At 38.1% G+C, this 16,659-nt stretch carries 8 protein-coding genes; 4 read left to right on the top strand and 4 right to left on the bottom strand.

The features are described from left to right. Nucleotides 1-315: 315 nt before the first annotated feature. A complete protein-coding gene (locus L0668_RS05510; protein ID WP_235311077.1) occupies nucleotides 316-2,013 on the top strand; it encodes a RyR domain-containing protein in 1,698 nt (565 codons plus the stop codon). A 20-nt stretch (nucleotides 2,014-2,033) separates the two neighbouring features. Further along, nucleotides 2,034-4,163: a hypothetical protein gene (locus tag L0668_RS05515; protein WP_235311078.1), complete on the top strand. Its 2,130-nt coding sequence runs from the start codon at nucleotides 2,034-2,036 to the stop codon at nucleotides 4,161-4,163. Between the two features lie 266 nt (nucleotides 4,164-4,429). Here the strand turns inward: L0668_RS05515 and L0668_RS05520 are convergent, their stop codons facing one another. Next, entirely contained in the window at nucleotides 4,430-8,464 is a 4,035-nt protein-coding gene (locus L0668_RS05520; RefSeq protein WP_235311079.1) for an nSTAND1 domain-containing NTPase, read from the bottom strand. A gap of 69 nt (nucleotides 8,465-8,533) precedes the next feature. Beyond that, complete coding sequence (locus tag L0668_RS05525; protein ID WP_235311080.1) at nucleotides 8,534-10,714, bottom strand: toll/interleukin-1 receptor domain-containing protein; 2,181 nt, start codon at nucleotides 10,712-10,714, stop codon at nucleotides 8,534-8,536. Between the two features lie 243 nt (nucleotides 10,715-10,957). On the opposite strand from L0668_RS05525, the gene L0668_RS05530 reads away from it, so the two are divergent. Continuing rightward, nucleotides 10,958-11,164, top strand: coding sequence for a hypothetical protein (locus L0668_RS05530; RefSeq protein WP_235311081.1), 207 nt, complete (start codon nucleotides 10,958-10,960; stop codon nucleotides 11,162-11,164). A gap of 523 nt (nucleotides 11,165-11,687) precedes the next feature. Here the strand turns inward: L0668_RS05530 and L0668_RS05535 are convergent. Together L0668_RS05535 and L0668_RS05540 are read right to left on the bottom strand one after the other, a co-directional pair. After that, a complete protein-coding gene (locus tag L0668_RS05535; RefSeq protein ID WP_235311082.1) occupies nucleotides 11,688-12,719 on the bottom strand; it encodes a hypothetical protein in 1,032 nt (343 codons plus the stop codon). Nucleotides 12,720-12,943: 224 nt separating this feature from the next. After that, nucleotides 12,944-15,850, bottom strand: coding sequence for a tetratricopeptide repeat protein (locus L0668_RS05540; RefSeq protein ID WP_235311083.1), 2,907 nt, complete (start codon nucleotides 15,848-15,850; stop codon nucleotides 12,944-12,946). Between the two features lie 204 nt (nucleotides 15,851-16,054). On the opposite strand from L0668_RS05540, the gene L0668_RS05545 reads away from it, so the two are divergent. Further along, nucleotides 16,055-16,651 (top strand): hypothetical protein, encoded by a 597-nt coding sequence (locus L0668_RS05545; protein WP_235311084.1) that lies wholly within the window; start codon nucleotides 16,055-16,057, stop codon nucleotides 16,649-16,651. The last annotated feature ends 8 nt before the right edge of the window (nucleotides 16,652-16,659 follow it).

Here is a 16,659-nt window from a genome sequence, read left to right on the forward strand (position 1 = left end):
CCCGTCCTAGAATAAGTTGACGGGACATTGATGCGTTCGTAATTCGGTTGATACTTTGTATGATACAAAATAAATTTTTCAAAATTTAGGTTATTTGTTGATTTTTCATTATCGAAAATTGAATGCTTAGTAAAGAATAATTCAGTAATTTCATCAAATATTGAGTGCTAAATTAGTAAGGAGCAGCAATATCATTCATCTCTATAAAATTGTGTATTTAATAAACGTGATTTTTGATCTAACCTAGCATTTAAGTTTCAGCTGAAACACAGTTTGTGTGTCTTATTTGTAGGATAAACTTTAAAAGGAAATTAATTGAAAGGTTCAGATACACATTCATTATTTTCACAGAAAGAACGCTTTACGCTTATCGTGCTAGGCGGGCTTGCGTTTCTCTTTGGTGTTATTGGTTATCACCAGCACTTGTCTGCTATTAAGCAGGCCGCGACATTTAGTGATCTTGCATATTTATCGGTTAATCTTTTCTTTATGCAATTTACTGAAAAAGGTCCTTTACCTATTTCGTTGGATATTGCACGTTGGCTTGCACCCGCAACGCTAAGTTATACTTTGATCAAGACTGCGATGGGGTTAATGACAAGTCGCTTACAAAAACTAAAGTTCAGACACCTAAAAGATCATGCAGTTATTGTTGGCGTCGACGAGCACAGCGCTCAAGTGGCTTTATCATTTCGTGAGAAAGGTTTGGTAACATTAGCTGTAGATAAAAATGAACAAAACAAATATTGGGGTCACTTAAGAAAAAATGGTGTGTTTACATTTGTTGTAAACCCATCTGATCAATCACTGTTGCAAGCAGTGAATATAAAACAAGCCAAATACTTATTTGTGGCAACTCAGTCTGATGCAACAAACTTAAAAGTAACCTACGACACCCATCATATTAAGCAAAGTTCGAGCAGTAAAAGTTTATTAGAGACAGTTTGCCAAATTCACAACCGTTCTCTGCGTTACGCGCTATATAACAGGCCTCTATTTACAACCAATCACCCAAACCATAATACGCGCTTAGTAGATTACAACGCTATTGCCGCTAGATGGTTATTGAATGAGTATGGCCCTCATAAGCTTATCGATAGTTTTGCTACAGCAAGTTCGTTAAAAATCGTTATTCTAGGTTCGGATAAAATATACATTGACCTTATTATTAAACTTGCTTCCCTAGGTCTTTATCAATCAGCTGAACATTTACATGTAGCGCTTATACATAAAGATGCGCTTTCCTTACGCAAACTGTTAGTGAGTCAAGCTTCTGCTGTCAATGAGCTTATTACATTCGAAGCCATTGAAGTCGATGGTTACGAAGATTTATCTTATGCGGCAAGAGTGCAAAATATTTGCCCTGATCTTATCTATTTGTGTGAACAACAGACGGACCAAAAAGTGTTAGCTATTCAACAATTAATAGATAATTCTTTTCAAGGCCAAATCGTGGTGTGTGAGCTTGAAAACCAAAGCACGTTCAAATGGTTAGAAGATGAATTTAAACATCAGCAAAATATTAAATTTGCGAAAATAAATACCGCAACATGTGACTACAACAATGTATTTGAAAATAAGCTTGATGCCTTAGCAAAAGCCATTCATGACGATTACGTTCACCAGCAGTTAGCAAATGGTGATTCACCATCGCAAAACTCGTCTTTGGTAGATTGGTCCGCATTGCCCGAAATATTAAAAGACGCCAACCGAAATCAAGCCGATCACGTATTGATTAAATGCCAATATTTAACAAACTCAAGCTCCCCATCAGTTGAGGAGGTGCAGTCTGCTCTGACTCAAGATAAAAAATTAGTATTGGCTCAAATGGAGCATCGCCGCTGGCTGGCCGAGAAAAAACTTGCAGGTTGGCGCTATACCGAAGGGAGCAAAAACCCAGCTAAAAAGTTGTCACCTAGCTTAATAGAATGGGATGCACTATCCGAAGCAGAAAAACAAAAAGACATAGCAACAATAGACCAGTTGCCCGAGCTTATTAAGCTAATGTATTAGAACACGTAAAGGTTACGCAGATGACGACAATACTAGATGACACAACATTAGCCCTATACCAAGACATAGCGCAAAACCCTAAAGTACCGATGACTTTGCGAGTAGGGGTTGCTGGCCCACGATACCTTAGTTCAGACGACATAAATACAGCCACCCAAGCGCTAAGTAACATATCTACTGCTATTGCAAAAACACTCAAAGGCTATATTAACGAAAGCCCCATTGCTAAAGCATTTTATGACGTAGCCAATTACACCCAGCCCACCCTAAGATTTACCAGTTCATTGGCAATTGGTGCTGACCGCCTTAGCATGTCATCAGAGGTTTCAGATAGTTTAAAAAACACAGCGAATTGTGAATACGCTGGTATTCTGCCTTTTTTACTCGAGCAGTGTGAAATGGGGTTTAGCGACGAGCAAAGAAGTACCGAACAAAAGCAAAACGACTGGCAAGAATTAAACTCGCTGGCCAATCAAATCAAACAACAAGATAAAGCACGGCTAATAGAATTAGATGGTGATATAAGCACGCCTGAATCACGAGACCAAGCACATTACCGGTGTGCTGAGTACTTAGTTGAAAACATAGACTTACTCATTGTTATTACTAAAGATAAAACCGCAATAGCGCCTTTGCATCACAAAGCGGGCACTGCAACCACAATGCAATTGGCACATGACGCTGGCAGACCAGTCATTGAAATGGTTTTAAGACAAGACAATCAGTCCCCTGAAATACGCCTGCATCAAGCCAAACGATTTGGCCGTGACGAAGCACCAGAAAAAAATACCGACGAAAATCTAGAGCGCATGCTTTCTCGCATAGTACTATTTGGTAGTTTGTTTAAATTAGATGAATCTCGCGAGAGCAGTAATACAAATGCGCCAGCAAGCATTACAGACAAACAGAAACAGCTAACACTCATATCTGCTGGATTACAAACACATATATCCGACAAATCTAAATTAACTGTCACCAACACAAAAAGTGCCGAAGTAGATTTTGATTATCAAGGGCCCATTAGATCTGAATTTTCGATTACTGACCGATTACGGGGAGGCAGATTTTTTAAATCATTTACAAGTTTGATGTCAAACAAAAAGCAAATCAGTGATAACAAAGAAGAAATGCAAAAACTTGACGAATGTGAAGATTTTAAAAGTGATTCTTCAGCAAATAATGCCAAAGAGGCCCATACTTGGTTCAGCTATTTTCTTCGAGCAGACTCCCTGGCCATAAGGTATGCATCAATTCATCGTAGTACCTATTTATTGATATATTTATTTGCTGCTGCCGCTCTTATTACAGCGGCGAGTGCTATGAATTTTCAAAACTCAAAGGGGCTTGTATCTGTATTAATAGGAATTGAGTCTGTCATTCTTGCGCTTATTTTTATTTTGTATAAACAAGATCATCACAACCACCATAGATGGTTGCAAAATCGTTGTTTAGCAGAGGCGATTAGGCCCAACATATACTTAAGCCAATTTGGAAGATGTTTCTCGTTTTTTACTAATCGTAGTAGTGATGAATTCATGCATCGTGAGGTAATGGGGCACAACCAAAGCGGCGCTCAGTGGGTATGTATACAGGCTGAGTTGGTTAACCGTCACATAGGGTTTGGGCATTGCAGGTATTCTCAAGATGCCATTAAACAGTCAACTCAGTTTCTTAAATCAAAATGGTTAGAGGGGCAAATTGCTTATCACAGGTCTAATGCAGCTAGTATGCAGAGCATAGGTAAAAGATTTACAACAATCACCCACGTGCTATTTTGGCTAACCGTTGGTGCGTTAGCCATAAAAGCAATATTATTTATTACCGGTAATAAAGGCTTAGATGCAAATGACGAAGTAGCAATAACTTGGTTGAATAATCTGTATATGTTTTCCACATTAGGTACTGCTGTATTTCCAATATTAGGTACTGCTATTTTTGCCATACGTAATCATTCTGAATTTGATATCTCTTCTCAACGTTCGTTAACCATGCGGGCTTTTTTTAAGAGCATACGAAATGCAATTTTCGTAAAACAAGGCAAGCCGAGCCAACTGCTGGATAAAGAATTAAACAGGCTGACAGAAGTAAGTGCTAAAGAGGTATCAGACTGGCTAGAAATATACGAAGTTAAAGAATCAGAGCCGGGTTAAATAGATGGTTGATATCTCCCCAGTCAACAAGGCTACTTACTGTGCGATTGATAGATATTCTAAAAAGTTATTAATCACCGCGTCAGGAAAAGCCCGGATACAACATATGGTTTATGGCCAAAAATCAGTATTGATATAAATAGAAATCAAAGGCTTTATTGAGATTCCTTTTTTTATATGTTGCTAACGCTTAAGTGAACTAAAGTGCCCTAAGTCACGAACAAAGCAGACTTTCTTGATTTAATCACAATATTAGTCCTAGATTATCAACCTTTGGGGACTGGTAAATCAGGACATATGACTTGGTATGGGATATCGGGGGAGACCCATTCACTCCATTCACTCTGGCTTATATTCCGCGTCAGTTTATTACAAATTAAATCTGGCCAGGCTGCGGGGCCAGGCCAAAGTCGTAATGTGTTATCCTGACTACCTGAGATTACCTGTTTACCATCAGGGCTAAATGCCACACTCGTTACACCGTCAGTGTGACCACGCAGGGGCTCACCCATAGCTTTGCCCTTAGTGGCATCCCACAGTCGTAGTGTTTTATCCATACTACCTGATACTATCCGTTTACCATCAGGGCTAAATGCCACGCTACTTACCTGCCCAGTGTGGCCACGCAGCGGCTCACTGATAGGTTTTCCTATAGCGACATCCCATAGTCGTAGTGTTTTATCCATACTACCTGATACTATCCGTTTGCCATCAGGACTAAATGCCACACTAGCTACCATCGAAGTGTGACCACGCAGTGGCTCACCGATAGCTTTGCCCGTAGTGGTATCCCACAGTAGTAATGTTTTATCCCAACTACCTGAGGCTATTCGTTTGCCATCTGTGCTAAATGCCACACTCGTTACACCACCAATGTGACCACGCAGCGGCTTGCCAATAGCTTTTCCTGTAGTAGCGTCCCAGAGTTGCAGAGTGTTATCGTCACTAGCTGAGACTACCCGTTTGCCATTTGGGCTAAATGCTACACTCGTTACATCATCAATGTGACCACGCAGCGGCTCACCTATAGGTTTTCCTGAAGCGACATCCCACAGTCGTAGTGTTCTATCCAAACGACCTATGACTACTCGTTTGCCATCTGGGCTAAATGCCAAACTACCTACCGGCGTAGAGTTTCCGCGCAGCGACTCACCTATAGGTTTTCCTATAGCTGCATCCCACAGTTGGAGTGTGAAATCCAAACTACCTGATACTATCCGTTTGCCATCAGGGCTAAATGCCACACTAGCTACCATCGAAGTGTGACCACGCAGTGGCTCGCCAATAGGTTTTCCTGTGGTGGCATCCCACAGCCGTAGTGTGGCATCTCCACTACCGGAGACAATCCGTTTACCATCAGGGCTAAATGCCACACTATATACACTCTCAGTGTGACCACGCAGAGGCTCACCAATAGCTTGTCCTGTGGTGGCATCCCACAGTCGTAGTGTTTTATCCGAACTACCTGATACTATCCGTTTGCCATCAGGGCTAAATGCCACACTAACTACCAGGTTATTGTGGCCACGCAGCGGCTCACCGATAGGTTTTCCTGAAGTGGCATCCCACAGTCGTAGTGTTTTATCCAAACTACCGGATACTATCCGTTTGCCATCAGGGCTAAATGCCACACTAGCTACCATCGAAGTGTGACCACGCAGTGGCTCACCAATAGGTTTTCCTGATGCGGCATCCCAAAGTCGTAGTGTTTTATCCGAACTACCTGATACTATCCGTTTGCCATCAGGGCTAAATGCCACACTAGCTACCCGGTTATTATGGCCACGCAGGGGCTCACCTATAGATTTTCCTGAAGTGGCATCCCACAATCGGAGTGTGATATCCCAACTACCTGATACTACCCGTTTGCCATTAGGGCTAAATGCTACACTAGTTACCCGATTATTGTGGCCACGCAATGGTTCGCCAATTATTCTGATATGTCGAAGCTTCTGCACAGCAAAAAACAAAGCATCGTTCACCTCATATCCTGAATCTAGTTTATGTGCAGCCAGAGTTTTCATTAATCCTTGTAAAACATTGTAATCATTTTGCTTTACTGTAGCTTTCCCGTCCACGGCTAATTTAACCGCCGTTGCCTCAACAAATGCTCGCTGTGCCTTATCTTTTTCAGTATTTGCTTCTCGCTCTTTAATCTGTGCAATTTCTTGTTGCGCTATCGCTTCTTGCTGCTGGAACCATGAATAGATGGAAAGCATAGACAACAAAATAATGATCGCGCTAACTATGCCCACACGCTGCTGTGCTTGGCTTTTTGACTTTTCAATACTGGCATCAATGTAGGTCAATGTTTGGGGGCCTAAATCATCCTGTCTTTGCGTCAGCCAACTTTGCGCATCGGTAAGCGGTTTGCCTTTATTCAACAGTCGAGATTTAGCTTTACCCTCCTGAGTCCAAGTAGCCACATCTCTTTCAATACGCGCTTTAAACGTTTGAAACTCTTTATCCATTGCTAACCATTGTTGTATACGTTGCCAGTTATGGATAAGCGTTTCATGCGCTATGCGTAGCTTTTTGCCAGATACAATGAGTAAACGTGATTTGATTAACGCTTCAATAATGGGTTGTATAGCTTGGTTGTCGGCAAAGTGATCAGTATTTATATTACGAGCGGTGGCAGCTTCATGTTGATTGTCTGGATTCACTTTGACTAAGGCGTTAAACAGTGCTGGTAGGTGTTTATCAACATCTATTCCCTGCTGTTTAAGGCTGACAATAACAGATTCTGCCCTTTGGGTGATAGAGCCTGCAAGCCCTCCTAATACCTGAGTGTAAGCATGAAAAGTCAGTAAAGGTTGAGCGTTTTCTGTTGCTTCTGTTATGCGAAACAACTCATCTAAACAAAATTCAACCAGTGGTAGTGCGCCGGGTTGGGCTGCACTATCTTCTCTTATCACTGTTGCGAGTGAGGTACCGTCATTGTTTACTTCAAAGGTAAGGCCTGCCGCTTTGGCTGGTTTTTCAATGATTTGTTGATATTCGCTGATACTCGGTGGTTGCAGTTTATAGTCACCATCACCGCGCATTAATTCGTAAAGTTCAGAGCCTTGACCTTGGCCAACAAAATCACTGCGCATACTGCCCAAGCACCAAACAGACCCTGTATCTATTAATCTGCTAATGCCTAACCAAAATGCTTGCTGTTGCTTAATACTAAAGGCTTTAGTGGTAAACACTTCTTCTGCTTGGTCGATGACTATTTGTATTTTTGCTTCAACTTTTTCATGCAGGGACTGCTCTGACGCTAAAGACTGGCAAATTTGATTGAGAGTGGCTTTAAGGCTTTTAGGTGATTGGGCTATTTGTTCACATAATGTCTCTGCATCAATACCTAAATTCGCGAATGCAGGTACCTGATTAATTAACACATCACATAAGCCAGTTAGCGGGCCTAGAGCATGCTGAAACTGTTGGGGGCGAGTGTGAATGACTTCGATATGACCCACGCCATAGCTAATCACTCGTGGAGTACGAATCAAAGGTAAAACCCCTGCATTGACAAGCGAGGACTTGCCACAGCCGCTCATGCCCGTAACCATCACAAAACCTTTTTGCTGCACAACCTGCCTTTTATACTGAGTCATTAACTCGCCTAGGGCTTTGGTTCTGCCAAAAAAGATAGCGTGATGTTTTTCGTGAAAAGCTGATAACCCTAAAAACGGCGAACCTTCAAACCAAGTGGGGGTGTTTATTTCAGTTGCTGCATCTTGATTTAAGTGTTTTTCCAATAATGGAGCTAGATGGGTTTCAAGCAGTTGCTCGAATTCATTGGTGGCATCAAACGGGAAATAAGCACGTTTGAAGGTATTATCAGTATCTTGATTGTGAAAATGTGTTTGAAAAAACTGTTCAACCGAAAGTTTTTGCTCAATAGCTTTTTCTGCAGATGCCTTATCATCTAGTTTTATTTGGATATCAGTTGTTTTACGATAAACAAGCAGTTCGGGACTCCCTGACTTTTCAAACGCTTTTAACCCGTATTCAAATTCCCATTCACTCCCAGTGAGTCCAGACCTACCATCTACCCCAGTAAAGTTTTCAGGTAAGGGCGAGCCCAACCTTGACCAAAGCATACACACCATAATATCGGCAGTGCTGGGGTCAAGGGCATCTTGAAAATGCCCACTGGCTAATAATGGCTCACGCTCCCACAATACAGGCTTTAGTATTAAATGATTTTGATACTTGGATTCAAGCCTACGAATAACTTGTAAGGCTATTTGTCTTTCTACTTCCAAGTCACTTGGTGATGAAATAAAAATCCGTAGTGTTTTTTTCATAGAATCATTCCTTTATCTGTGAAACAAAATTCCACACCACAATAGTGACCTAAAGCTTTTAATCTTTGATCAACTGGTTGGTACTTGAACGACCTTTGACGCATTGCCATCTATGGTAATGAATTTAAAAAACAAATTATCAGTAGGCTTATCTGTAATTAGAAATGTTGGATTACTTTTGTCACTATCACCGTTAAAAACATCCCTATAATGCGGATTAAAATTCCTTTTATAACTTGTAACTTCTCTCGTTAGTTTGTCATTAATCTTACGTATACTATTGTACTCTTCTCGTTCATCTGAATTTTTGGAAGTTTTTTGTTTAAGAAATTCGAACCTATCTTTATCAAATTCTTTAAAAACCTTTTCTTCAAATCGAGCTATAAAATAATCTCTGTCCTTATTATTTAATTTTATACTTGTTAATTCTGTAGGTGAACTTCCCCACAATATATCCTTAAACAATAAACGAATTGGCTCTGAATTGTTAATAGAACAGGAGGTGCTTAATTCACTACTATATTTAGTAGAAATACGACAGTTTACTAAACGATCAAAATCAATATTATTTATAGCTGCTTTCATATTCCATTCCTTCCATTTTGGAAAATATGAATGAACTTCTTTAGCCCCATTCTTATATTGATACGTAAACTTGATTGACTTATATTTCTCATTATCAGAATTTATATTAAAGCCCAACAATTGTGACTCAGCTTCAATATACTTAAACCCCTGCCTAGAACTCTCCATATTTCTATTTTCGTTAGTAAATATTTTCCATGTTATGCTTTCAACTTCATTGCCAACAATTGGGACTAAACGCCACCTATTATTGCGAGTCAAATAACGCCTACCATTGTCCACAGTAACTAAAACTTTTGGCGCATCTGGAGTATTACTGGGTACTTCAAAAATGCTATCGGTTTTTTTATCATTTATTGGGGCTGGATAGACTGCGCTTTTTGATGAATCAGTGAAAACAATTTGAGAGTAGATAGAGCTAGGATTTATTCCTAAAAGTAAGTGCCAGTTATCATACTTACCTTTAATAACACCAACCGTTTTGGTGCTACTTAGTTTATCCATTTCAAGAACAATAGGTAAATTTGTTGATGTATTTCCAATTAAAAGTTGACTTACTGCTTGAGTGTATAAGTTCATATCCTCATGCGTACTAAAGTCACAAATAACAGGGCCAATTCTGAGGTCATGGCAGTTTAACGGGTGACGTTGTTGGATCCGTTCTCTAATTCTTATTATATCTCTAGACGTTTGCTCTTCATCTCGTTGCCTTTGAGTCTCTTTTAATTCTGAGCGATGTTTTTGCATATCGTTTACAAGATAAGAAAGGTCATATTCGAATGGGCCAGCTACCCCATCATCTTTAGTTTCATAACTAAAGGTTAGCGCTGTTGGTATTTCTGTCATTTTCAACACTTTATAAAAAGAAGACATGCTGGCATTAGGGTTTAATTCTGTCCCCTCACTAAACTTTAAATGATAGCTTGATCCGTTGAGATTATTTTTCATTGCAGTGTTGGGAGAGTTGCTCATTGAAATACCAAAACTAAATTCCTTCGTATCTAGTTCTCTGCCAGCAGGCTTCATAATAACGGTAAAATGTTTAAGTTCTAGATCTTCAACACTATCAGGCCCCATGTCAGGGATGTCAGGCATATCATTGCCACCAAACATTAATATACCGAGTACTACAACAACTGAAATAGTTATAACTGCGTTTAAATTTCTTTGTGCAAACCTGAGTAATTTGTCTACTAGCGGTAAATCTTTAATGTTGTGAACAAAAAGCTCATCACTCACTTGTTTCAGTTCTTCAACTAGCTTATCGATATGCTCAATCAAATTTCCTTGCCACGCTTCAATCCAATGCGCACTAGAAATAAAAAGCTCTAACGATAACGAAGGTTTAACGTCCTCTATTCTGAACGGATATATGGGTTTTCCATTGCTAACCGCCCTTTCAACTTCACGTTTAACAAATTTAGAGTTATTAGCTGATTCTGACAGTACGACTAACAAACTCTTCGAAACTTCTATTCCCTTAATTATTTCTTCAGAATATTCCTTACCTGCTCTGATGTTTCTTGGTGCAATCCAACATTTAAGACCACGCATTTCTATTGATTCACAAATTTCAAAAGCTTTATCTTTATCATTTGATGCATAGCTAATAAAAATATCAAATTGTGTTTTTTCATTATCGTTTGAATTAGATTGATTAGTCATCCATATCCCTTAGATTATTAGCTTTTAAATATGTAGTTGACACTTGAACAAATAAAACAGTGTATAACTGAAATAGTCCAAACACTTAATACATCACAGTTTTCACCTACATCGGTTAATTTCATAAACTAACTAAAAATTATTTAGTTGTATATTAAAAATTGTCTAAAAAACAGTCGCAACCAACTACGTTGGACATTAAATTGCAACTTAAAATATGCAGCCGGTGAAAATTGGGAAGCCGTGATCGAAGAAGTTGGCGGCTATGGTAAATTGTCAGCCAGTCAAAAAAGCAGCTATAACGATAATAGAAAAAGTATTAGCGCTTGCGTTGCAGAAGAAAATTATGAAAAGCAGCGAGGTACAGCTAAAAAGGAACAAGATAGGTTAGTCGAATTACAACAAGAAAATCAAAAAATTAAATTAGAATTGACTAAACAACAGATGTAAGTCAGCTCTTTGTTATTGGGAACACAGGTTCCGGATTTAACGTGCAGACTTAAATGTGCCCCTATAACAGAAAGTGTTATAGGGGATTTTTTAATCACCGCGGCTCGGATTCTTTAACCTCCAATCACTCCGAGAGCTCTTTGGCCACTTAAAAATGCCAACTTACGTTATACCAATTCATATTGATATGTGAACACTCAGAATGCTTCCAGCGGATTTTGCACAAGGCATTGGTGTGCAGTAATGGTTGCTTTCCTTTCAAATATCAAGAACCCACTCTTTTTAAAAAGAAATGGGCAAAACTCGCTGGGGCATTCCCCTTGGGCGAATTTTAAAAGGACTTACTCTACGTTAGTCGAACTTGAAAGAGCACCACTATTACTTCATTTAAGTGTCTTGATTAAGTCTTTTTAAATTTTCGTTGAGTCATTAATTATTTTCTGTAATCGGTATTTGAAAATATTGATAGAGCTCAAAAAAATAAGAAAGCATGGATATTGGCCTTGTAAATAAATCTGTATAACTATTTTTCTGGTTTAGAGCTAAACCAATCATCAAATGTCTCAGAAAAATACAAAGTATCCTTTTCAATTATCTGCAAATATTCACTTGCAGAAAGTTCTGAGCACCTATCTTTTCGCTCTTCTGCCATTAGTTGTTTTACAACATTTGCTTCATCCATGAACTCCACCATATAGCTGATGTGATCTTTAGCGCTTAGATATAAACGACTTCTTTGAGTTGGGTCTATTTTACTTGGAGCCCAGTCCTGTTCAGCATAAACAAGATCAGCAATAGAAAAAGGAGCTGGCAATTTTTTTCTGCTGTAATTATCGAGTGAAACTTCAAATACATCATCCTGTTTTGTGTACTCAATATTCTTAAAATATTCAGCTAACCCTTCGTTTAGCCATCTCGCATGAAACCCCAAAAGAGCGTGATTAATAGCATGCACAAGTTCATGCGCTACCGTTTTTCCTATTTGTTTTTCATCTCTATAAGCAACAAAAGAAAAATTACTATTACTAAGGTATTTTCCTTGGCTATCACTGCTATCAATCGACAAGCTAGCTAGTACATCATGATAACTTTCAATATCAGGCAGTATGACTAAGTAAATGACCAGAGCTTCAGTTAGTTTAAGGTCGAATAATTCATTGTAGACCGACAAAATAATGTTAACTTTCTCAAGCCACTTATCGATAGTCGCCTTTTTAAAGTTAGCTGAAATTACATTCACTTTTAGCTTGTTACCAAGCGTATGAGTCGAGGATTGTAACGCCATCTCTTGTGCAAAACTGCTTAGGGTATATCGAATATTGTTGATAACCTCTGCATCAACTTTGATTTCACATTGATGAATTTGACTTACCTGAAATTGGCCTTGAGGTGATAATAGTTTTTTTGGGAGGCCTTGCTTAGTTTTAGCTTTAGTCGATTCTTGAATTTCCTGAACTGGGGTTAATTTAACTAGATCGGGTGCTTCTATATCGCTATTTTCCTCAATGATATTTTCACCATCTAAGTTGAAGGTTAAAAATATAAACATCAGCAAACAAAGGCGCTTTTTTAGCTTCATTAGGTAAAACAAACTTAGGTGATAGTGAGCATATCTATGTTCTTAAAGTAACATGGCCTAATTTACATTCAAACAGGACTAAAGCTGGTTTACGTTAAAAAGTGATTGTTTCAAATTTTGAATTGTGAATAACCATGGAATAAATCAAAGGTTTTAGTTGGGTCATAAACGTCATCCAAAGGCAGCCAGTAGATAACTTTCTATTTGTCCGGCATTACAAAACTTGTAGCCTTTAATTCAGCTGTAAACCGCTTACGCATTTCAGAATTCAATAACATTTTAACTTTACTATATATAGTTGATAAGCAATTATGCTGATGTTTTGCTGAAAGTAATATGATCACAAACGGACTATTGAGTAGTAGATTTTTTAAGTTAAGCCTACGTCTTAGTATGTCAATTATTAACCCAGTATTTTCATCTGTAAAGTTAGCGCAAAGAGCTCTCAATAAGTTTTTGTTACAGTTATGCTCACGCAAACCTTCAACGATAAATTCTACAGATTGAATTGGCTTGTTTTGTGTTTGTAATGCTTTAGCACACAGTACATATAAATCGGGATGCTTTTGTACTTCAAGGGCTTTTTTACAAACACTTTCAACATGTTCATATTGTTGCTGTTGATACAATTTATTGGCGAAATATAGATAATTAGTATCTTCTAATACCTTCTTCTTTGTTTTCAAAATCGTTTGCACACATAAATCGTATTGTTGAGCTTCATAGTGTAATGAAAACCGTTCAGCGACTAAATATGCATCATCGTGTTTGCCATACTTGTTTAATATTTCATGGGCTCGTTCAAACTTTCGAAGATACCTCAATACTTTAGCGGTAATGGCAATGTGATGAGCAGTAGGGTTAAACTTTAAGCCTTCTTCACATAGGGCTTCAGCAATCTTCAATTTATTTCTGTTACAGAAGTGGTTAGCAATTACTGCATAAATACCGCTTTCAGGCACAATATTAGCTTTTGCTTCATCAAACACATCTAAAGCGAGTTGATCTTTTTTAAGCTTTAACAAGGTTTTTATCCAAGCCGTGTAGAGTTGGGTGTCGGGTTTACCGAGTGAACCTTGTTGAAAAACGGATAAGGCTTCTTCAGTTCTATTTTGGCTATAAAGTAGCATTGCATAAGAAGTAAAAATCCCGGGATCATCTGGAAATTCATTAATTGTTTTTTTGTATAATTTTATTGCTTTATTTATTGAGCCGACCTCAACTAATTGTCTGCAATATTCAGTAATAACAATGACATTAGTGCTTTTTTTTATGCAACTTTTTAAGTATTTAAGTGCTTTTTCTTCATCATTTTTCTCGAGTAAATAAAAGCGAGCTAACTGCATATAAAAGTGTTCCGATTCCACATTTTTTATGCCTAAGTGATAAATATCAATACCTTGTTTCTCTTTGCCATTTTTAATTAAAAAAGTAGCGACTGTATTGTAAAGCATTGCCCTAAAATCTCGGACATTAATAAATTTTTCTATTGTGTGAAAAATATCATTGATATATTCCACTACAATCTCTGCGTTTTCTGTATTTGCCATGAGTTTATAGGCAATTTCAGCTAACATCCGGCTCATGTGCGCTTTCGTATGATCGACTTTTACGTTTGCTAAGTTATGTTTTAAATAATCTCGTATAAAGCGAATTTCCTCCTCAACTAGTGTAAATATTTGAGAGGAAGATATTTGGGCAATAGATATATCTCTTACATACAAAGCATTTTTGGCGGAACATAATAATCCCGCAAGATCTTGGTTCACGACTTTTCGATACTCTAATACATCATAAATTGAGGTGTAAAATTCGTCACTTATCCAAATTCCAAACTTGCTAAGAAGCAGGGTAAATTGAAATATCTCTTTTGCCGTATCTGATCTGATATCACTAAATTCAGAGATTAGTTTTTGTGTAAGTAGTTTGCTGTTAGTTAACTCATAAGCCATGACCAAAGGTATTTTTACTTTTTTGCTGGTTAGCTGTTCCTTGTACTCTTCAATGGTTTGAGTTTCACTAAGTATGGGGATATCGAACATTTCTAATGAGATTAATTTTTCACAATATAAATCAAGCAAGCTTTCATCGTAATACCTCTCATCCATATGGTAAGTATAGGTATTAAGGTTTATGGAGTTGAAAGTTTGGTTTTCTGCGTTTTTTTCAGAATCGAAAATCGCTATCGTTAAATTATCAATATAGGTTTTGTTAACCTCATTTAACAAGGTATTTAATTCCGAGTAGTGTGTTTGGCTAGGTGAGTCGTAGAATAAAAACAGTCTTTGTTCACGAGCTTGTAAATTATGACACCATGCTGTGATGGTTTTAACGTTCAGTAAATCTTGCGACGAGTTTCTCAGTAAGCATGTTTCGCCTTTTTTACTCAATTCGTAGGACAACTCATAGGCGCGGGTAGTTTTTCCAGAGCCCGCAGGACCATATATTTTGAGTACTGTAGTGAGTTTTTCTTTTACTAACAAACGTATCTGGTTTTTTAATTTGAGAGCATAAGGATAATTGTGATAGCGCTCAATACTATATATGCTGGCTGGAATAGGGACTTTTGCTCGAATAGGTACCCAACTGCTTAACATTCCTTTGTAATATTGGGTAATGGCATGTTTATCACTTAGTGTTAACTCGTTTAAATATAGAGGCTCGCTAGGTGCTTTCTGAAAATACAGATTCAAGCTCTCTAATTCTTCAGCGTTTTCTTTTTCACATACTTCTGTGGGAAGAGGTGCTAGCTTGGCCGCTTGGCTGATTTCGTTTTGGCCGTACAAATTAATGTAAAATTTAACTTTTTTGTCGTCAAATCTAGTATCAGCCATTTCTTGACTCAGGCCTAAAACGAGTTCACTAATTGTTTGAGCTTTTAATATGGTATTTAGGGAAATTCCAAAGTTATCTTTTAATTTAACCTCATAATTATGAAGACGGGGACTATCTGCTTTTTGATTTGTCCAGCGATGAATTGACTTATAAGAGGTCCCTAAATCGTTACCTAAGAGTTCGTCTGAATAAACTAAATCCCCACTTTTATTAAGATCTTTAATAATTTTTAAAGTTACGGCCCACTTAAATGCTACATCTATATTCGACATTTAATTTCCTTTAAAAATTGAAAAACCTAATTAATTCAATATTTTGTCCTGTTTTTTAGATGTTTGTCCAGTAAATGTCTCATATTTTCTGCTCGGATTGTCCATTATGTCCAAATTGTCTCGTTATATTTACTCGGCGATTGAGTCAGTCTCTACAAACTGCTTAACGCATAATTTAATCCTATTAATGACAAGGTAAATACCATGAAAAAAATGACAATGAATGCACTGGCTATCGCTGTCGCGTTAGGAGTTGTAGGTGTTTGTGAAGCATCCAAGCTTGACGCTGCCAAAGGAGTATTAAAGTTTTCTAAAGAGTCGTTGAGTGTTGCTGCTGATTTAAAGGAAGTGTTCGGAGGAGACAACGAAGACGATAGTTCAGGCTCAGGAGGAAAAAAAGGGTCAAATTCTATTGTATTTTCAGTCGCTCAAGCTGCTGAATTGAATGGGGTAAGGTTCGTCGACTCTCTGGCAGAAATTAATACCGTGGCGGTTCAAGATACCACTGTGTTTGTGATGATAGCTGATCAAGTGGCGGTTATAAACGGTGCAGAAGTTAACGATTCAAACCTGCATGTGAACCAAATTGATCTTAACGACAATTTAATCGGTTTTCTTGGGGTTGACCAAAAGTTTACCGCTACCACGCTTAACATCTCAGAAGGCTCTACATTAGCTGCAAATCAGGTATTTATTGATGGCAGTAATCTAGGTTTTGCTGATATCACGCAAATGATCAGTGCATATAATTTGACACTGGAAAATAGCCAAATGTGTCTTAATTGTATTTCGTTTCAGTAATAGAATCT

It is taken from the genome of Paraglaciecola algarum, assembly GCF_021532655.1.
Lineage (GTDB): Bacteria > Pseudomonadota > Gammaproteobacteria > Enterobacterales > Alteromonadaceae > Paraglaciecola > Paraglaciecola algarum.

What these genes read in the sequence shown, in the direction of transcription:
- L0668_RS05515 (WP_235311078.1), top strand. Translation starts at nt 2,034, where the DNA reads ATGACGACAATACTAGATGACACAACATTAGCCCTATACCAAGACATA.
- L0668_RS05520 (WP_235311079.1), bottom strand. Translation starts at nt 8,464, where the DNA reads ATGAAAAAAACACTACGGATTTTTATTTCATCACCAAGTGACTTGGAA.
- L0668_RS05525 (WP_235311080.1), bottom strand. Translation starts at nt 10,714, where the DNA reads ATGACTAATCAATCTAATTCAAACGATAATGAAAAAACACAATTTGAT.
- L0668_RS05540 (WP_235311083.1), bottom strand. Translation starts at nt 15,850, where the DNA reads ATGTCGAATATAGATGTAGCATTTAAGTGGGCCGTAACTTTAAAAATT.
- L0668_RS05545 (WP_235311084.1), top strand. Translation starts at nt 16,055, where the DNA reads ATGAAAAAAATGACAATGAATGCACTGGCTATCGCTGTCGCGTTAGGA.